Origin of the sequence: Psychrobacter sp. NPDC064578, from assembly GCF_044901245.1 — a bacterium.
GTDB lineage: Bacteria > Pseudomonadota > Gammaproteobacteria > Pseudomonadales > Moraxellaceae > Psychrobacter > Psychrobacter cibarius_C.
In genome coordinates this window covers 125,820-145,396 of record NZ_JBJDPI010000007.1, presented here as the reverse complement: position 1 = coordinate 145,396, position 19,577 = coordinate 125,820, and the positions used below count along the sequence as shown (strand labels likewise).

17 protein-coding genes and 2 tRNA genes are annotated in these 19,577 nt (G+C 42.7%); 9 read left to right on the top strand and 10 right to left on the bottom strand.

Annotated features, from left to right (window positions below; all coding sequences use genetic code 11):
* Positions 1 to 149: 149 nt before the first annotated feature.
* The 3 genes from ribE to ACI2JM_RS09925 all read right to left on the bottom strand — a co-directional run bounded on the left by ribE (position 150) and on the right by ACI2JM_RS09925 (position 2,282).
* Positions 150 to 671, bottom strand: coding sequence for a 6,7-dimethyl-8-ribityllumazine synthase (gene ribE / locus ACI2JM_RS09935; RefSeq protein WP_045445783.1), 522 nt, complete (start codon positions 669 to 671; stop codon positions 150 to 152).
* A gap of 176 nt (positions 672 to 847) precedes the next feature.
* Positions 848 to 1,630, bottom strand: a complete 783-nt coding sequence (hisF, locus tag ACI2JM_RS09930) for an imidazole glycerol phosphate synthase subunit HisF (RefSeq protein ID WP_045452349.1) — start codon at positions 1,628 to 1,630, stop codon at positions 848 to 850.
* Positions 1,631 to 1,715: 85 nt separating this feature from the next.
* A complete protein-coding gene (locus ACI2JM_RS09925; RefSeq protein ID WP_404643873.1) occupies positions 1,716 to 2,282 on the bottom strand; it encodes a hypothetical protein in 567 nt (188 codons plus the stop codon).
* Positions 2,283 to 2,381: 99 nt separating this feature from the next.
* Between ACI2JM_RS09925 and ACI2JM_RS09920 the strand changes: the two genes are divergently transcribed.
* From ACI2JM_RS09920 to ACI2JM_RS09910, 3 genes are read left to right on the top strand one after another with little or no spacing between them, the layout of a single operon-like run.
* Positions 2,382 to 3,629 carry a homoserine kinase gene (locus ACI2JM_RS09920; RefSeq protein WP_404643871.1) on the top strand — a complete coding sequence of 416 codons (1,248 nt, stop codon included), beginning with the start codon at positions 2,382 to 2,384 and terminating at the stop codon, positions 3,627 to 3,629.
* A gap of 50 nt (positions 3,630 to 3,679) precedes the next feature.
* Positions 3,680 to 3,991, top strand: coding sequence for a putative signal transducing protein (locus tag ACI2JM_RS09915; protein ID WP_227676017.1), 312 nt, complete (start codon positions 3,680 to 3,682; stop codon positions 3,989 to 3,991).
* Positions 3,992 to 4,900 carry a class II glutamine amidotransferase gene (locus ACI2JM_RS09910; protein ID WP_201560599.1) on the top strand — a complete coding sequence of 303 codons (909 nt, stop codon included), beginning with the start codon at positions 3,992 to 3,994 and terminating at the stop codon, positions 4,898 to 4,900.
* A gap of 12 nt (positions 4,901 to 4,912) precedes the next feature.
* Here the strand turns inward: ACI2JM_RS09910 and ACI2JM_RS09905 are convergent, their stop codons facing one another.
* Together ACI2JM_RS09905 and ACI2JM_RS09900 are read right to left on the bottom strand one after the other, a co-directional pair.
* Positions 4,913 to 5,500 (bottom strand): YchJ family protein, encoded by a 588-nt coding sequence (locus tag ACI2JM_RS09905; RefSeq protein WP_201560600.1) that lies wholly within the window; start codon positions 5,498 to 5,500, stop codon positions 4,913 to 4,915.
* A 45-nt stretch (positions 5,501 to 5,545) separates the two neighbouring features.
* Positions 5,546 to 6,262 (bottom strand): metal-dependent hydrolase, encoded by a 717-nt coding sequence (locus ACI2JM_RS09900; RefSeq protein WP_193007540.1) that lies wholly within the window; start codon positions 6,260 to 6,262, stop codon positions 5,546 to 5,548.
* A gap of 460 nt (positions 6,263 to 6,722) precedes the next feature.
* Between ACI2JM_RS09900 and acnA the strand changes: the two genes are divergently transcribed.
* Together acnA and ACI2JM_RS09890 are read left to right on the top strand one after the other, a co-directional pair.
* Entirely contained in the window at positions 6,723 to 9,521 is a 2,799-nt protein-coding gene (gene acnA / locus ACI2JM_RS09895; RefSeq protein ID WP_404643869.1) for an aconitate hydratase AcnA, read from the top strand.
* Positions 9,522 to 9,804: 283 nt separating this feature from the next.
* Positions 9,805 to 11,139, top strand: coding sequence for a hypothetical protein (locus ACI2JM_RS09890; RefSeq protein WP_404643867.1), 1,335 nt, complete (start codon positions 9,805 to 9,807; stop codon positions 11,137 to 11,139).
* A 142-nt stretch (positions 11,140 to 11,281) separates the two neighbouring features.
* Here the strand turns inward: ACI2JM_RS09890 and ACI2JM_RS09885 are convergent, their stop codons facing one another.
* Positions 11,282 to 11,935, bottom strand: coding sequence for a LysE family translocator (locus ACI2JM_RS09885; protein WP_404643865.1), 654 nt, complete (start codon positions 11,933 to 11,935; stop codon positions 11,282 to 11,284).
* 284 nt (positions 11,936 to 12,219) lie between these two features.
* Between ACI2JM_RS09885 and ACI2JM_RS09880 the strand changes: the two genes are divergently transcribed.
* Positions 12,220 to 12,519: a peptide-binding protein gene (locus ACI2JM_RS09880; protein WP_060492010.1), complete on the top strand. Its 300-nt coding sequence runs from the start codon at positions 12,220 to 12,222 to the stop codon at positions 12,517 to 12,519.
* 170 nt (positions 12,520 to 12,689) lie between these two features.
* Here the strand turns inward: ACI2JM_RS09880 and ACI2JM_RS09875 are convergent.
* The 4 genes from ACI2JM_RS09875 to gltX form a co-directional block, all read right to left on the bottom strand.
* Positions 12,690 to 12,765 (bottom strand) — tRNA-Glu (locus ACI2JM_RS09875).
* A 147-nt stretch (positions 12,766 to 12,912) separates the two neighbouring features.
* Positions 12,913 to 12,988: transfer RNA gene (locus tag ACI2JM_RS09870), tRNA-Ala, on the bottom strand.
* A 122-nt stretch (positions 12,989 to 13,110) separates the two neighbouring features.
* The gene (locus tag ACI2JM_RS09865) at positions 13,111 to 13,488 is read right to left on the bottom strand and encodes a hypothetical protein (RefSeq protein WP_060492009.1); all 378 of its coding nucleotides are present in this window, start codon (positions 13,486 to 13,488) and stop codon (positions 13,111 to 13,113) included.
* 143 nt (positions 13,489 to 13,631) lie between these two features.
* Positions 13,632 to 15,176, bottom strand: a complete 1,545-nt coding sequence (gene gltX, locus ACI2JM_RS09860; protein ID WP_404643863.1) for a glutamate--tRNA ligase — start codon at positions 15,174 to 15,176, stop codon at positions 13,632 to 13,634.
* Between the two features lie 445 nt (positions 15,177 to 15,621).
* Here gltX and rsmH point away from each other — a divergent pair, with 445 nt between their 5' ends.
* The 3 genes from rsmH (at position 15,622) to ACI2JM_RS09845 (ending at position 19,542) form a co-directional block, all read left to right on the top strand.
* Positions 15,622 to 16,695 carry a 16S rRNA (cytosine(1402)-N(4))-methyltransferase RsmH gene (gene rsmH / locus ACI2JM_RS09855; protein WP_404644003.1) on the top strand — a complete coding sequence of 358 codons (1,074 nt, stop codon included), beginning with the start codon at positions 15,622 to 15,624 and terminating at the stop codon, positions 16,693 to 16,695.
* A gap of 244 nt (positions 16,696 to 16,939) precedes the next feature.
* Entirely contained in the window at positions 16,940 to 17,437 is a 498-nt protein-coding gene (locus tag ACI2JM_RS09850; protein ID WP_404643861.1) for a cell division protein FtsL, read from the top strand.
* Entirely contained in the window at positions 17,434 to 19,542 is a 2,109-nt protein-coding gene (locus ACI2JM_RS09845) for a peptidoglycan D,D-transpeptidase FtsI family protein (protein ID WP_404643859.1), read from the top strand. The genes ACI2JM_RS09850 and ACI2JM_RS09845 overlap by 4 nt, the downstream gene beginning before the upstream one ends.
* The last annotated feature ends 35 nt before the right edge of the window (positions 19,543 to 19,577 follow it).

Genomic DNA, 19,577 nt, shown 5'->3' with positions numbered 1-19,577 from the left:
GTTAGCTGGCAGGCTTTGCCAGTCGAGTTTTGTAGCGTACTTAGTAACAGTCTTTGTAACACTGACGCTGTGGCTCTCGATAAAAACGAAAGCTCATAAGAACCACAGCGCTCATTAAATAACTAACAGCCTATCAAATGATGGCTTGATTAAGCGTCTTCACTGTCATCTTCAATATCTAACTGTGATAGTACCGCAAGCATTTCTAGTACAACCATTGCCGCTTCTGAGCCTTTGTTACCCGCTTTTGTGCCAGCACGCTCAATCGCTTGCTCAATGCTGTCAGTGGTCAAGACGCCATTGGCAACTGGGATATTATAATCCATAGCTACCGCGCTTAAGCCTTTTGCAGATTCGCTTGCAACGAAATCAAAATGCGGGGTGCTACCACGGATAATCGCGCCTAAAGCAACGATGGCATCAAAGCGATCAGACTCAGCGGCACGTTGAGCAACCAATGGTAATTCAAAAGCACCCGGTACACGGATAACGGTAATGTTGCTACCCAATACACCGTGACGTAGTAGCGCATCAATTGCACCATCTACCAATGATTCAACCACAAAACCATTAAAACGACCGACGACGATACCAATACGAACGTCTTTGTTTTGATGTAAGTTACCATCGATGTGAGTCACGTCATTGCGCTGCTGTTGTAGATTTGACATAAAAAATCCTTTGCCGAATGGGCTTTTAATTAAAATGTAGGAATAAATAATGCGCTAAATATATCGCTAGGTTCAAATGGCTTATTATCCGTTAGATAATCAGTTAAATGAACGAAAATAAGTGGTTAGCGCTATGATAACATTTTTTTCTGTTTTATTTGTACTTTACGAGCGTACTATAGACGCATTTGTATGCCTTGCGCTGCCATATACGCTTTGGCTTCTTGAACCGTATACTCACCAAAATGGAAGATGCTGGCAGCAAGTACGGCATCGACGCCGCCTTCCAACACCCCTTCGGCTAAATGTTGCAAATTGCCGACGCCGCCTGAAGCAATAACAGGCACATTGACGCGGTTAGTGATTTGCTTCATCAATGCCAAATCATAGCCTTTTTTGGTGCCATCGCCATCCATCGAGGTGACCAGTAATTCACCAGCGCCAAGCTCAGCCATTTTGCTCGCCCAAGCAACGGCATCGATACCCGTTGGTTTGCGACCACCGTGGGTAAAGATCTCCCAACGCGGCATGATAATGCCATCAACATTAATGTCTGCAACGCGTTTGGCATCGATAGCCACGACGATACATTGGTTACCAAATTTCTGCGCCGCTTCACCGACGAACTCAGGGGTAAATACCGCCGCAGAATTGATAGCTACTTTATCCGCACCTGCATTGAGTAAGTTACGGATATCAGCGATTTTACGCACGCCGCCACCAACTGTCAGTGGAACAAATACCGTCTCCGCCATACGCTCGACCGTATGGTAGGTGGTATCGCGCTCGTCATTGGTCGCAGTAATGTCCAAAAAAGTAATTTCATCAGCGCCTTGTTCGTTATAGCGTTTTGCTACTTCGACAGGGTCGCCTGCGTCTTTGATATCAACAAATTGCACGCCTTTGACCACACGACCATTATCAACGTCCAAACAAGGGATGATACGCTTTGCTAACATAGGGTCTTTCACCTTATAATCAATTCATTCTATAAGCACTAGTCTAGCAAAATCACCGCCGTATCAGGTAAGTTTTTAATTACGATTAGCGAGTAAGTAGGATCTTCATTTCTTCTATTCTTTTGGTTAGGCCTTGCTTAGTAGATTCTGATGAAGAAGCAATACTCATGATTAATTTCAGATAATTTTCAAGGTCATCCGAGCTTAAGTCTGAATAGCTGTTATCTTCATTTAACGTATAAATTAGATTTGTGTTAGTTTTCTCGACCCTATCTAAAGGAGCTGTAATAATCTCTAAGTATTCTGCAAATGTATAGTCTTGTGTCGGCATTAGGTCATTTAAGCTAAATCCTTTAGATTCTAATAGTTTAATGAATTCGTTTTTATAATTATCAAAGTCTTGTCTTACAATAATAAAATCTGTTTTGCACTTATAAGCAATTTTCAAGATTGATAGTTTTAGCCTATATTTCGATAATCGTATGTCATCTTCTCTTTGCCGTTGAGCAATTATTATCTGTTTTTTCGCATATAATGCAGCGATAGATGCTAGTACAATCACAATCAAGTTCAAGACAACTTGGATTTGTCCAGAATTAATTCCTAAACCTTCCCAAAACATAATAAAGCTATTAATTATTATTTGTTCCACTTAAATCCACCTTCCTTATAAGCCAATATAGGTTGAATTTAGTTATAATAAGCTAAAATATACTTTTATTTATTCTTTAATTGCCATAAGTGAGATGTCATGTCCGTCTATACCCAGTTAACCGATGACCAGTTTGCCGCTTTTTGCCAGCGTTTTGGTGTGTCATTCGCGCGTGCCATTCCGATCACCCAAGGTATCAAAAACTCTAACTGGTTTATTCAGACGACTGACGATGTAGATGGCGCACACTCTTATGTATTTACTTTGTTTGAAGAGCGTCCACCAGAAGACATCGAAAAGATGGCGATTATCTTAAATCAATTGGATGGTAACTTACCGGTCGCTGCGCCGTTAGCATTGCTTGATTTAGGCGCTGATAGCGCAGAAAAATGTTATGTCATTCAATACGACAATAAAGCGATTACCTTAGTGCCATGCCTAGCAGGCTCGCATCCACAGCAGACGACGCAAGCGATGTGTCATGAAATTGGCGCCGCTTTAGCGATGCTGCATGAGACATTGCAAGCACTACAACCTGCGGAAGAATATGGCGTGCCTTTATACCCATGGAGCGAGGTGCGCGATCGTGAAAGGCAGTTTATGCCAGCTGACGAAGCCAAATTGATGAGTGATATTTGGCAGTCTTATACGGATTTGCCGCTTGCCACTTTGCCAAAAGGCTTATGTCATTTAGACATGTTTGCTGATAACACGCTATGGAACTTATCGTTAAATAATAGCCAAAAAGGTGAAGCGCGTCTGACTGGGTTGTTAGATTTCACCGAAGTTAGCGTCGAGCATTATGTGATGGATATTGCCATTACCATTAATGATTTTTGTACCACGTGGGGCGATGCTGAGCAGGGTGAGTCGGTGAATTTTGACCGTAGCAAAATGGCGGCTTTCTTACAAGGCTATGAGTCGAAACGCATGCTCGGTGAAGATGAAAAACGTGCCTTACCAGTAATGTTGGCAAAAGCGGCGGTGATTTTTTGGCTATTACGTCTCAACGTTATTCACTATAACCGTACCGAAGGTCGTACGGGCGATAATATCATGGTCAAAAATCCTGACCTGATGAAACGCCTTGCTGCTTATCATTGGTCACATGTAGAAAAAGCGCAAAGTACAGTGTTTGTACTAGAGCATGTGCGTTATAAAGACGATGATAAAAATAACGATGTCGAAGCTTTTAAGATAATCGGTGTGTTTGCGACTGAGCAACAAGCACAAGCTGCTATTGAGCAATTAAAATCACAATCTGGCTTTAAAGAGTATCCAAACGGTTTCCATATTGATGCTTATCCGTTAAATCAAATTAATTGGTCACAAGGTTTCGGTTGCTAATAGAATAATAGCAACGAGTTATATTTATAAATATCTAAAAGGAATTTATCATGACCGATCAAGTTGATAACTGGCACAAACTGGCACGCTACGACACCAATATGCAAGGTGAACTGCATGCCAATCTGCTTCGTAACAATGGTATTACGGTGTCTCTGCAACCGCTGAGCGCGATGCCCGGTATGAACTCTGGGATTGTGCTGTGGGTACAGGATACTGATTTGGCGCATGCACAGCGCATTTTGGCAAATATTGACACCGATGGGGCAACGCCTTATGAGGTGTTTGATGAAACGTCAGCCGCCAAAATTAACCCTACTTTAAATTCTGCACAAGACGACAATAACGGCGGTGAAGTATAAATGTGTCAACTCTTAGGAATGAACTGTAATACCCCAACGGATATTGGTTTTAGCTTTGCAGGGTTTCGTCGTCGCGGTGGCATGACTGATAGTCATGAAGATGGCTTTGGTATTGCATTTTTTGAGCGTAGCGAATGCACTAATAGTGATAAACCAGAGAATGCTTCAACTGGTCTACGCTTATTCCATGACAATCGCCCAAGCCATTTATCGCCCGTGGCTGATTTGGTTAATAACTATCCAATCAAAGCCATGAATGTCATCGCTCATATTCGTAAAGCGACCCAAGGGCAGAATTGTTTGGCAAACACCCATCCTTTTGTCCGCGAAGTCTGGGGTGAGCAGTGGGTATTTGCGCACAATGGGCAAATGAATAGCGAATTTATCAAACGCTGTCAGCGCTTGCAAGACAACGGCAATGCCTCACATTGCCAGCCAGTCGGTTCAACCGATTCTGAGATGGCGTTTTGCTACCTTGTTAATCGTTTAAAAAGTAGCTTTAAATCGCGTCCTGATGACCAAACGCTGTTTAATTTTTTGACCACCCAATGTCGTTATTTATCTGCCAATGGCTTGTTTAATTGCTTGATATCGAATGGTAGCTGGCAATTGGCTTATGCGGGGAGTTTATTGTTTTATCTCACGCGTCAAGCGCCGTTTGGCGAGGCGAAGTTGGCAGATGATGATTTAGCCATTAACTTTGGCGATGTGACGACAGATACGGATAAAGTTACTATCTTAGTCACTGTTCCGCTCACTGAAAATGAGAAATGGCAGCAGTTGGCTGTCAATGAGTGCTTAATATTCCAAGATGGTGATGTTATTTATAAAGACAGCCCAAGTCAGCGTAAGTTTTTGACGATTGAGGAGGGGATTGCGGTGGCACGGTCAGTTGGGGCGAGCGTTTAGAGTTAACATAGGTTAAATATATATCCCACAACACCGCTTAAATTTCTCACCCGACCCGCAAACACACGGTTGCTTTTGGCTGACAGACATTGAAACAGTTGGATCTAAGAAATACCAGCGTGCATCATTATTGATTTTGTCTGTCACCTTCACAAAGGCAGACAATTCATGATGCGCCTGCACTTTCTCTTCTAAAGTACTTGCATTATTAGTTGGCTTGAAATAAGCCTTAAACTCAACTTGCGCATGGCGTTTGCCTAGCTTTGGCGTGTGCGCTACGATTGCTAGTCCTGCCCAATTTGTCTCTTTTGCCCACGATTCAATCGCCTTGATATCCAATAAGTTTTGCTGTGCTGGCAGGGTGGTCTTGATGATATAGTCTGGCTTAATCAAAACAAAGGCACTATAGCGCGTGCGCATGAGACGTTCGGCTGTCTCCGCTTTTATACCCTCTGCTTTGCCAACTTCACCATTATAAAGAGCATCATTATAAACAGCCTCATGATAAGGCTGACAGCAATCTTTATACAGTAGGGGTGAGCTGATAGCGCTTGATGATGGATGAATTTGGCAAGGGCAAACGTGTAGATTAGGTTGCATGTTTTATTCTCATTTTCGCTTGGGTTTTACTGCTTTACCGTATCTTTATCGCAGCATGCTTTTTATCAGTTCTGGCAATATGCCGACTTTTAGCTGTGCCCATGGTGCTGGGTCGCGCAGCTGCTGCCAAAACGCATCAAACGGCGGGGCAAAATAGACCAACATGGCGAGCAGTGTATATAGTAATAAATACCACCACTTATCTTTAGGCTGATAAAACTTCATCGCTGTACCTGATGAGCGCTTCATTTTCATATTCGATAAGTTAACACTATATAGCTCGTCCAATGTTAAATGCACTAGCGCGCCACCGAATAAAAATAAACCGTAAAACCAGCTTGCCGTCAGTGGAAGGTGCAAGACGTAGTAGCTTAAATAAGTCAGCCCCAAACCCAAAATTGCCATATAAGGCACGGAGTGAATCACACCGCGATGCACGGTCATGTTGGTAAAAATAGAGAAAACCACATAACGCATAAAGCCGTAGCCTGCTAGCCATAATGCAATCAGGGCGAGCAAACTCAGTTCACTGCGCCAATGCATGACCAAACCAAAGGCAAAAATAAATGAGGTGATATTAAAGCCAAGTTTAATCGGTGTCGAATTATCAGAATCCAAATCAGGCAGCAGCCCACCGATAGTGCCGAGCGCCACGCAAACTAAAAACCCCGAATCATCAATCAATCCCGCTTTATAAACCGTCAAACTGAGCGTACCACTGACCATGAATGCAACATTCAGGTGGGTGTTAAAATTTGCCATAAAAACTCATCAATAAGTAGCGCGCGAAACGATTGTTTCGAGGCGTTTGCCTAGCGGTAAAAAAGCGCACCATAATAGCATAGCGCAGCCAAACGTCTAAGAGATAAGGCTCGTATGCTGCGACTGGTTTACCCACTACCTTTGATTCTAATATGTCTTTGGAAAATATATTGATACTTAATAATAGAGCGTTAAACCCTTGTTACGTTTACGATTATGCCACGATTTGACAACGTCTAGACGTTAACAAAGCGCCGCCGTTTTGTTATGGTAAAAGAGCGTTATTGTTAAGTCCTAAAGAGTCGCTTAGCTATTTTGTTAACTCAACTTTATATTGTATTGTGTCAAATAATAATGATTTTGAATACAACTCTTACAATCATCTATCTAGCCACCAATCCTCAGCATAAACCTATAACTGTTTAGGCTTAGGATCTATAACAACGATAAGGAAGCTACCATGAGTGATATTTTTAATGTAAAAGACACCATTACGGTCGATGGCAAGGAACATGCCTATTACAGTTTGCCAAAGCTGACCGAAACTTTCGAGCACATCAGCAAATTGCCATTTTGCATGAAAATCGTCTTAGAAAACCTATTACGTAATGAAGATGATGGTCAATCTGTCGGCAAAAACCATATCGAAGCGGTTGCTAACTGGGATGCAGGCGCAGAAGCGTCAAAAGAGATCGCCTTTATGCCAGCCCGTGTGGTCTTACAAGATTTTACGGGTGTACCGTCAGTTGTCGATTTGGCAGCGATGCGTGATGCCGTAGTAGAGCTTGGCGGTCGTGCTGAGCAAATTAACCCATTTATCCCGAGTGAATTGGTTGTCGATCACTCTGTACAAGTCGATGCTTATGGCCGAGAAGATGCACTAGACTTGAACGAAAAAATTGAATTTAAACGTAACAATGAACGTTATGAATTCCTGCATTGGGGTCGTAATGCGTTTAAAAACTTTGTGGTCGTACCACCAGCGACGGGTATTGTGCATCAGGTTAACCTTGAATACTTAGCTCGTGTTGTAATGGCAGCAGATGTCAATGTTGATGGTAAAAGCGAGTTGACGGCTTATCCTGATACGGTATTTGGTACTGACAGCCACACGACGATGATTAATGGTATTGGCGTGCTTGGTTGGGGTGTCGGCGGTATTGAAGCGGAAGCGGCAATGCTTGGTCAACCGTCATCAATGCTGATTCCACAAGTGGTCGGCTTTGAGCTAAAAGGTAAACTCACTGAAGGCGTTACTGCGACGGATTTGGTATTGCGTGTGGTTGAAATGCTACGTGCGCATGGTGTGGTTGGTAAATTCGTTGAGTTTTATGGCGAAGGCTTACACAGTATGCCACTGGCGGATCGTGCGACGATTGCCAATATGTCACCAGAATATGGGGCAACCTGTGGTATTTTCCCGATTGACCAAATGGCGATTGATTATTTGCGTCTATCAGGTCGTGAAGAAAGCCAGATTGAGTTGGTCGAAAAGTATGCCAAGGCGCAAGGCTTATGGCACGATGCCGATACGCCAGCGGCAACGTATTCAAGTAAATTAGAGCTCGATTTATCATCGGTACAGCCTGCACTTGCCGGTCCGAACTTGCCACAGCAGCGTATCAATCTATCTGATATGCACGAAAAATTTGGCGAAACTTTAGAAAAAATGACCAAAGACCGCAAGTCAGAAGTCGAAGGCAAGGTACGCTTTGATGAAGAAGGCGGCGAGCAAGAGCAAGCGGATAGACTCTATGCTAAGCCTAATGTTTTCTCTGACGTCAATATCGATGATAAGAGCCATAAATTGCGTGATGGTTCTGTCGTTATCGCAGCGATTACCTCATGTACCAATACCTCAAACCCTGCAGTGATGATTGGCGCGGGCTTGGTGGCGAAAAAAGCCGCTGCAAAAGGTCTAAAAGCCAAGCCTTGGGTCAAAACTTCATTGGCTCCCGGTTCGAAAGTCGTCACCGATTATCTTGAAAAATCTAAGTTAATGGACGAGCTCGAAAAAACAGGCTTCTATTTAGTGGGTTATGGTTGTACCACTTGTATCGGTAACTCAGGACCACTCTTAGAGTCGATTGAAAAAGGTATCGAAGAAAAAGACTTAGTCGCTGCTGCCGTGTTATCAGGTAACCGTAATTTTGAAGGTCGTATTCACTCACATGTAAAAGCGAGCTACTTAGCGTCACCACCACTCGTAGTTGCTTATGCGCTGGCAGGTACGGTTGATATTGACTTAACGACGCAGCCGTTAGGACAAGATCAAGATGGCAAAGATGTCTTCTTAAAAGATATTTGGCCAACGTCAGATGAGATCAATGAGCTGATTGCCAATAATATCGATGCGGATATGTTCCGCAAAAACTACGGTGAAGTGTTTGACGGTAGTGCCGCATGGAACGCTATTAGTTCAGCCGATAGTCAGTTATATCCGTGGAGCGAAGCGTCTACTTATATTAAAAACCCGCCGTTCTTTGATGGTATGACCATGGAGCCAGAAGGTATTCCTGATATCGAAGGCGCACGCATCTTAGGGTTGTTCGGTGACTCAATCACCACTGACCATATCTCGCCAGCGGGTAATATCGATCCAGATTCGCCAGCAGGTAAGTACTTGCAAGAGCGCGGTGTGATGCAAGCCGACTTCAATAGCTATGGCTCACGCCGTGGTAATGACGCGGTAATGACGCGCGGTACCTTTGCCAATATCCGTATCAAAAATACCATGATGGCTGGCAAAGAGGGCGGCTATACTTATTACTTCAACGGCGATAGCGCCACTCTACAAGACGGCAAAGAAATGGCCATCTATGATGCGGCAATGAAGTATAAAGAAGATAAGCGTCCGCTTGTAGTCCTTGGCGGTGCAGAATATGGTTCTGGTTCTAGCCGTGACTGGGCAGCGAAAGGGACGATTTTGCTTGGCGTAAAAGCGGTATTGACCAGCTCGTTCGAACGTATTCACCGCTCAAACCTCGTCGGTATGGGTGTGTTGCCATTAACCTTTAAAGACGGTGAAAATGCAGAAACTTATAATCTAGACGGCTCTGAAGTGCTTAGCATTACAGGTCTAGATAATGGCGAGAGCAAGACCGCCAAAGTCACGGCCACGCGTGCCGATGGTTCTTCTGAGAGCTTTGATGTCAATGTCATGCTACAGACGCCAAAAGAGCGCGAGTACGTGCGTCATGGTGGCGTGTTGCACTATGTACTACGTCAATTGGCAAGCGAGAGCAAAGAAGCAGGCTAGTAATTAGTTAGGCTAAATCAAAAAAAGCCCGATCCCTTATCACTGGGATTGGGCTTTTTTATTTGTTGTTTAAAATAAGTAGTATGATCTATAGTGGGCTATATGCAAAAAATTGATAAAATATTTTAAGTAGAAACTATGTGTACTATCTCTAGGTAGATTTTATTATATTTCAACTAGATATATTATATGATTTAACCTTTATAACTAAATTATAAGTTATACAAAAGCCCATTATTCTGAGTTATAGTAAGTTCTATAATTCTTCGTGGTGACATAAGTTATGCCTATTAAAACTGTTGTAAGCTACAAAAATGCTTGGAAACTGTTTTTAGATTCATATCCTAAAGAGTATCAAGAAATCTTACAATCCATATCCACTGATGGGTGGAAGGGTATAGAGCAAATAATAGATGACTATCAGCAATCTAGCTTCCTTGTTAAGGCTAGAATGATAAGTAAGGCTAGACTAAGTAATTTAAGTAGTAAAAAGTATAAAGGATTCATTGATAGTTTAAGAAAATTATCTTGGACAGAGAGTGAGGAGCATGAGTTTTTAGTAATATCTAAAAGCAATATCTACATCTGTCTCCCTAATGATATTAATTTGAATCCTAATGTATACAAATGGTTGTTCGATGACGTGGAAAAGATAATAGCAAATAATAATTTAGCTTTTCCTATATTAATTACGGATTCTAAAAATAATTTAGAAAGTTTAACTAGTTTACAGTCAATTAATAAAAATTATCCTTTCTTAGTTTTATATGTTACAGGTAATGATGACGATGAACTATCTGTAATAGAACTAGAACAAACAGAAACATTGAAAGATAAGATTGTCTTAGATAAATTTATAGAGTTTCCACCTCAGTATTATCAAGCAGGACTTGGTATATTGAATTATTTCAGTCAGTATCTACATAAGAACTATCCTGATGAAAATGCTACAGTTAAGATCGAACAAAATGATCAATCCATAAGATTAATAGTTATATCAGAAGATGGTAATACAGATGTGATTGAAAGGGCACTTACTGAGTATGAGATGATTGTAACAGGTAATGGAAATCCAGAAGACTTTACGGAAGACAAAGGATTAATCTTAGAGCTAAAGAGTGAACTAAGAATGTCTCAAGTGAGAATTGAAACACAACAGGATATTATTGGTTATTTAAAAACTGATAAGAACTACCTCTCAGAATTATTAGAAAAAGCCTTAAAGCAAGAAAAGTATACTACCATCGAGATAAATCCTAGTTTTCGGAATAACTTATCAGTTGTTACTAACAATGTAGTTAATGAAGCTCTTCCACTAGTTGAACAGTTAAAGTATATACTTCCTGATAAAAATGACTCTCACGCTGAACTTGAAAGTTTACAAGCTTCCTTAAGAGAAGTTATAGATGAAAAAGATCCTGAAAAACTAAAAAATTCAAAGTCAATGGAGAAATTCAGGAAGTTTATTGAAAAAGTGAATGAAGGTAACGATAATGTTAGTGAAGCAGTTAAAACCTCAGAAAGTGCAATTGAGACTTTTATGAAACTAGCAGGAAAATATAATAAGATTGCTGAATGGTGCGGTATGCCAGTCGTTCCTTCAGTTTTTACTAAATAATTTCACAAATCTAGTTTTCTTTTTATTAGTCAGTCAGTAAAGTGCGCCTTCGACTTGCGCACTTATTCTGTCTAATTTATAAATAAGTCTATACTGTAAAAACTCGAGGTAACAGACTGAATATTCTGAATACCTATTCTGCTCAACCCTTCTCAGTCAACAGCTTAATTCCTAAACCAATAAACACCATACCACTGATTCTATTTAACATTGTTTCGATAGAGGGGTTCTCACGCAAGCGTGTACTAAACCGCGCTGCTAATAGTGCCAAACATAAGCACCATATAAAACCAGTGGTAGCAAAGGTCAGCCCTAGCATTAGAAATGACAACATGCCATAAGCATAACTAGAATCGATGAACTGAGGGAAGAACGCCAAAAAGAATAATGCAACTTTTGGATTAAAGGTATTGGTGAGCACACCTTGCTTATATATTTGCCAGTGATCTAAAGGCTGAACGGGCTTTGGCTTCTGGTCATCCTGCAAACTCGCGGCTATCAAAGGCTGTTGTTGACTTATGAGCATTTTGACGCCTAGATAGCACAAATAGCTGGCACCAATATATTTTACGAGCATAAATGCCGTAGGGGAGTTAGCCAGCAACACGGACAATCCTAGCGAAGCCAGTAGCGTATGCACCAGAATGCCTGAAGTAATACCCAACACAGAATAAAACCCTGCCGTTTGCCCCTGCGAAATACTACGGGTAATGATGTACATGCTATCCGTGCCTGGAGTCAGGTTTAACAAAATAGCTGCCATGATAAACCCTGGATAGTTCTCAATCCCGAACATGGTTAAAACGTCCTTGTGTTAAGCCTAAAAATTTGTACGTTATAAAGTATTTATACATTCTATAAAATTCTTATAGGATTGATGGTAGCGAGGATCGTAAGGGTTGGCAATAGAATAAATCATTCAATAAATAATGATATTAAAAACTATAAAGCAGGTTATGGCTTCAGTCTTTATCAAAATCAATAAAACGTAAATATCTTATAAAATCGCAAATACCGTAATGTGAACTCTGATAATATATCAGAGATTAATGAGACATTTGTTGATAATAAGGATTTGAGATGAAACGTTTGGCTTACACCGTTGCTGTATCTGTTTTGGCTACGACAGTTGGGATAAATGCCGCGCATGCCGAGAGAGTTTGCAAAGTAACGGATCCGACGGGTACTCCATTAAACATCCGCGATGAACCTAATGGCAAGATTATTAATAAGCTGCGTAATGATCGCGAGGTATATGTCACAGATACCACTTATGATAATAAAAACCGCCCGTGGGTATATTTAGAAGGCTACTACAAGGGCGAGTACAGGCATTGGGGCTGGGCGATTAGAGAGTTTGTCTCTTATTATGATCGTTGATATACTAACTTCAGCTTATCCAAACCATAATGAACTGGATATAACAAAACCAACAGACATAAAAAATCCCAGTCACCGTATGATGACTGGGATTTTTTATTGTTCGCTTATTAGTCTAACCTGATGCTTAAAGGTGTTAAGCAAAAGTGCTAATAAGTGACGCCGAATAGTGGCGTCCCCAGGGGGATTCGAACCCCCGTTACCGCCGTGAAAGGGCGGTGTCCTAGGCCTCTAGACGATGGGGACGCATAGAGTGTTATAACCAATGGTTACAACGGTACTTCACAATATCAGATAGCTTAATAAATAAGCATTGCCTAGGTGCTGATATCGTCCTACTAGCGAGTATTTATGGTTACGTTTCAGTAGTACTGAGCGTTGCAATAAATAGTATGGTGGAGCTAAACGGAGTCGAACCGTTGACCCCTTGCATGCCATGCAAGTGCTCTACCAACTGAGCTATAGCCCCTCGCTAAGAGTGTGCGTATTTTATGCAAGACCGGCAGTCCTGTCAACTACTATTTTAAAAATAATGCATAAATATTTGAAAAAAAGCGTTTAAAGCTATTTTAGCTACTTAATAAGCCCAAATTAGCGTGGATTTTGCTTGATGGCAATCTCTTTAATGGCTTTATCGGTAAAGAATTCTTCTTCTGTACACTTAGAACTGCCATCTGAAAAAATAATGGCACAACATTCTGTGGGGATATATTGCCCCCCTTTTTGTTGTACTGTGCTGATTCCTTTAAAGCCAACGATGTCAGATTCTTTCAATCGATCGACATTATGATTGGTATAACTGCAGTAAGTGGTGTATATCCACTTTAAATCTTCAAAGTCCTGACCCTTTGTCAGGGTAAGTTTTGCATTATAAAGCTCTTTTACGATGGCATCATAGTATTTCTGCGCTTCTTTGAGCGTGTTAAAGACATAATCTTTGCTTTCTATCGTGACGGTTTTGGCGTCCATGTTTAGTTCCAATTAAAAGGTTTGATAAAGGATATTTAATAGTTGAAGGGTAGTAGTACCTATTAGTGACAAAAAAAGGGTCAGAGCTGGGCTGACCCTTCTAAATTCATAAATTTCAGCTAATCGATTGTTTAGTAGATGAGTTATTCAGCTTCTAAATTATTCAGCAGACAAAAATCTGGCAACTCTGCCGCTTGTTTCTCAAGTTTTTTTAGTTTCTTTTTACCCAAACCGCCAAGCACGTCAACTGCATGGCGCAAGCGAGTCAAGGTCATATCAGCGCCGATAATTGCCATAGAGTTCATGACTGGCGTTGATGACGTGCTGCCAGCGATAGCGATAAAGAACGGTGCCATAAAGTCACGCATCTTAATATCGAGGTGAGCGGCAAGACCTTTTAAGGTGGCGTAGATATTTTCTTCTGACCACGTTGGTAAGGTTTCTAGCTGCCAAAGCGCCAGTTGCAGCATCTCAGTAATTTGCTCAGGGGTGAGTGATTTATGGGTAAAGCTCTCAGCATTGATATTAGGTAAGTTCTGGAAATAGAAACCACCCCAATTAACTGCATCAGATAACAGCTCAATACGAGGCTGAATCGCCGCTGCGATAGCAGTTAATTTATCGCTATTACTTGCCCAATCGAGTATTTTATTTTTTAGCTCTTCAGGCGTTAATGCACGTAACCATTCTGCGTTGAGCCAGTTCAGTTTTTCGATATCGAAGATAGGGCCGCCAAGGGACACACGCTGAATATCAAAACTAGCAATCATTTCTTCTAGGGTAAACTGTTCAGCTTCGTCAGGCATCGAGTAGCCCATACGACCGAGGTAGTTTAGCAGCGCTTCAGGGAGCACACCAGCATCACGATAGTAAGTGATAGAGGTTGGGTTTTTACGCTTAGACAGTTTTGATTTATCTGGGTTACGCAGCAGTGGCATATGGCAAAGTACAGGCATCTCCCAACCAAAATACTCATAGAGCAGCTGATGCTTGGGCGCAGAGTTAAGCCACTCTTCACCGCGTAGCACATGGCTGATGTCCATCAAATGGTCATCGACGACGTTGGCGAGATGATAAGTTGGCATGCCGTCGGTTTTTAGCAGCACTTGCATGTCGACTTGTGTCCAAGGAATCTCAACCGTACCGCGTAACATGTCATGTACTTGACAGACGCCTTCGGTAGGCACGCGCATACGAATGACGTTTGGTTTGCCCTCAGCAACCAATTGAGCGGTTTTCTCTGGGGCTAAATGGGCACAGCGACCGTCGTAACGCGGCGTTTCGCCATTGGCCATTTGCGCAGCACGCATGGCATCAAGCTCTTCACTGCTACAAAAGCAGCGAAACGCATGGTCGTTTTCTATCAGCTGCTCGGCATGCTTTTTGTAAATATCACTACGCTCGCTCTGACGATAAGGCGCATGCGGTCCACCGATATCTGGACCTTCCGCCCAGTCAAGACCAACCCAACGTAGCGCATCCAAAATCATTTTTTCAGATTGTTCGGTTGAGCGCGTTTGGTCAGTGTCTTCGATACGTAAAATAAATTCGCCGCCGTGGGCTTTAGCAAAAGCTAAATTGAATAGGGCAATATAAGCGGTGCCGACATGCGGAAAGCCAGTAGGCGATGGCGCAATACGGGTGCGGACAGGGCGCGTGCTGTTAGTTGAAGTCGATGATTGCATCATAAAATTCTCAGAATAGGCTAGTTAATGAATATGGCAGTGAAAAATGAAAAAAATAGCAGTGAAAAATGCTAATGATAAATATGAATGACAAGTTTGAATAAAAAATACGGATGAAACAATAGCCGTCAATGTAGAAAAATAGCGTAAAATATAGCGCTAGTATAACAGAGAGATGGAATATTTTTAACGAAATGCCCGTCTAGCGCTTGACTACCCGTGTATCCTTGCGATAATAATGTTAGACAAGTCATAACTTGTTTATTTTCATCTGATTTTTCACTCTTACTGACCAAAATGGTCGTCATCTACTGAGTCGTTTGTGTCCATATTGAATAATAAGCCAAAAAATACGCCGAATACTAAGCAAGATTCTAAAATAGATTCTTCTTTAGCCACTGTTAATGCTGCATCAGCGGCTGAGCTGTCTGCTGTGGAAAACGATTTTGTGGTAGAGAGTGACTCTGCTAATCAGCCGAATCAAGAGTCTGTCACTAATAAAGCTAGCTCTGATGAATTAAGCTTTGTTCATGATGCAGTGCTATTGCAAGAAACCGTCGCGGCAGTGCTGGGTGTCAAAGCGCTACCTAAGCAAACAGACGATGCAGAACAAAGCAGTGACAACCAAAACAGCTTGCAGATGAGTGGCGTCTACGTTGATGCAACCTTTGGGCGTGGTGGTCATAGTCGATTATTATTAAGCCAGTTGGCCGATGACGCAACCTTGATTGTTTTTGATAAGGATCCAACCGCTATTAGCGTTGCTCGCGAATTGGCAAAGACCGATAGTCGCGTAAAAGTGGTGCACGATAGTTTTGCGACGTTGACGAATAGTCTAGCGGCAATGGGTATCATGCAAGTTGATGGCTTAATGGCAGATTTGGGTATCTCATCGCCGCAAATTGATGATGGCAGTCGTGGTTTTAGTTTTATGCGTGACGGTGCGGTCGATATGCGTATGGACACCAGTCGTGGGCAGTCGGTCGCTGAGTGGTTAGAAAAAGTCGATGATGAAACCTTGGCCAATGTGCTTTATGATTTTGGCGAAGAGCGCCATAGTCGCCGTATCGCCCGTGCTATTAAGCAGATGGACAGTTACGATTCTACTTTGGCATTGGCTGAAGTGATTAAAGTGGCGCATCCTAATTGGCAGCGCGGTAAGCATCCAGCGACTCAGAGCTTTCAGGCGATGCGCATTTTTATTAACAATGAGCTTGGCGATGTTGACGACTTTTTAGAACAAAGCATTCCGATTTTGAAAGCAGGCGGGCAGCTAGCAGTGATTAGTTTTCACTCGTTAGAGGATCGCCGTATCAAGCAGTTTTTGCAGCGTCATAGCAAAGGGCAATATCCAGAAGACGAAAATCTACCGATGCCGCCGAATCGTCCACGCTACTTTAGCAAGCCTAAACGCGTGGGTCCAAGCAAAGCTGAAACCAGTCAAAATCCACGCGCGCGTAGTGCGTGGTTGCGCATGGCGACTCGTACTGATACCGACTATTTACCCAGTGTCGAGCAATAACACAGGTAGCGTGATGTTATAGAGCGGTGTTTGGCTGAGTTGCTGGTGATTGGTTGCTGGCAATTAGTTAGGATAGAAAGTCTGAATACTTACGCGGCTGTTAAAAATCTGTAAACATTATCTGCTAGGCTCGACTGTTCCTTTTTCGTTTGGTTTTACTTTATTGATGGTTCTGTACAAAGCGTCTTACCGCTCTAAAACAGTTGCCAATTTTCATACTTGAAGTCCACTTTTTGAGAGCGTCATGGCAATATCTGACAAACCCGCAAACCGTCGCGCTGCAATGCCGCATAACACCGATATCGGCGAGCTATTCGTGCGCCGATTTAATGTGGTTAGTATCTATGTAGTGGTGCTATTGCTGTTAGCAGTGGCGATTGTGTGGAGCGGTATCAAAACAGCCGAAGGCGTTCAGCAATATCATCAGGATTATAAAACCTTGCAAGACATGAAAAAACAAGAGCGTAATCTGCAAGTCGAACATCAGCGTTTGCTCATTGAACAGCAGACTTTTAGTGCGACGCCGCAAATCGCTAGCCGTGCAGTGGCTGAACTGGGCATGTTTTCACCGACGCTAAAAGATAAGCTCATTATCCAGCCGGGTGTTGCCACAGCACAGGCGCCAGTCGTTGATACTGACTTAGATGAGGATAAGTCTGACGTTATCGAACCACGAGCTTCTACGGATATATCGCCTGACGCTCCTATCACCGATGCCACGATAGCGGAGGCAGGACAATGAGTGATAAAAAACCTAATGCCAATAGCGGTAAAACGACCGCGAAAAATGCGAATAAAAAGCCAACTAGCGGTAAGGTGACTAAACCCTTACGTCCTGCCAGTGCAGCCAAATCGGGACAAACAGGCAGTACGGCTGAAAAAAAATCCTCTGGCAACCGTAAGGCTAAATTGTTTGATCGATTGAAAAAGAGTGAAGAGCAAGGCGCTTATACCAGTGTCAAAAACCTGAAAAATAAAAGAGGATTTTTGGGTAGAGCGTCTGGCGCTTCCTCTCGCGGCGGTTTTGAGCAAGACAAAAACCGTTTCCGTACTATTTGGGTCATTGCATTGGTTGTCTTGGGTTTGCTGATAGCCCGTGCTTATTATTTACAAGTTGCCAATGCCCAGTTTTATCAAGACAAAGGTGATGAGCTTATCACTAGCGTGCGCACGCAAAAATCCTATCGCGGTATGATTACCGATCGCAATAATTTGCCACTTGCAGTCAGTGCACCACTGGCGACGGTCTCTTTTAGTCCGCATGATTACGCGCGCGAATATTACGAGCTTAAGCGTATTATTATCACCAACCCTGAGAGTCCACAGCTGGTTGCGCGTATGCAAAAGCGTTTGGATAATATGGATCTGACCACACTTGCAGCTGCTGCCAATATTTCGGTCACTGAGCTAAAAAAAGTTACTGCTATCGACGATAGTATTGATGTAACCGATGAAGCAGCAGTTAAAGCAGCGCTGCCATCGGGTGCAGGCTCGCACTATTTGCCGCTACTGAATAAAGTAACGCCTGAGATTGCCCAAAGTGTCAGCACCCTTGATTTTCCTGGCGTCTATGAAAAAAACTTCTTCCAACGTTATTACCCGCAGCCACAACCAAACTCGCAGCTATTGGGCTTTATGGGACAAAATGTCAGTGACCCTGAAGGTGGTTACGAAGGTCGTGCTGGTATCGAACGCCAATATGAAACTGAGCTGGCAGGTGATGATGGCAAAGTGTTGGTGCTAAAAGACGCCAAACAAAACAGTTTAAAAGAAATTAAACAGATTGAACCAGAAATACCAGGTAAAGATGTGGCGTTGACCATTGATTCGCGCCTGCAGTATTTGCTTTATAAAGAACTAGAAAAAGCAGGGCGTTTGCAAAAAGCACGCTGGTCAACAGGCATGATTGTTGATGTGCAAACGGGTGAAGTGCTTGCTTTATCAACATGGCCATCCTTTAATTCTAATAACCTGAATGAGATGACCGGTGAAAACCAACGTAACCGTGCGCTGCTCGATGTCTTCGAACCTGGTTCGGTGATGAAACCCTTTACGGTTGCAGCGGCACTTGATTCAGGAAAATACACTGCCACTACCTTAATCGATACCAATCCTGGCTCTATTCGTGTCCGTGGTTATACCATTCGTGATCATAACAATCTAGGTATGATTAATATGGGCACGCTACTGCAGAAGTCTAGTAACGTCGCCTCGACTAAGATTGCTTTGTCGCTACCGCCTGATGCCATTACTAATATGCAACGGCAATTTGGTTTTGGTTCAAAGACACCACTACAGTTCCCAGGGGAAGGTAGTGGGCTGGTTGTCACACCAAAAGAAAAAGAAACGTCACGTCGTGCTACGCTCAGTTATGGTTATGGTTTGGAAGCAACTCTAGCGCAGGTTGCGCAGGCTTATTCAGCGCTGGCGGCAGGCGGTGTGATGCACCCATTGACCCTCACTAAAGATGACAAGCTACAGCCAAGCAAGCGTATCATGGCACACGAGCAAGCGATGTCTATCGTACAAATGATGGAAAGTGTCACCGAACCGGGTGGTACGGCTAAAGGTGCTGCGATTGATGGTTATCGCGTCGCTGGTAAAACAGGGACATCGCGCCGTGTTAATCCAAAAGGTGGCTACTATACGGATCAATACCGTAACGTTTTTGCTGGTATTGCGCCCGCATCTAACCCAAGATTAGTAGGTGTGATGCTCATCGAAGACCCACGTGTTCAGATTTATGCTGGTTTAACAGTCGCGCCAGTCTTTCATAATGTCATGAAAGAGGCGCTGCGTTTATACAATGTACCCTTAGATAAACCGTTAAAAACGATCGCTCAGTAGTCGTAGAGGTCTTTTTTTTAATACTTAGTTTTTAA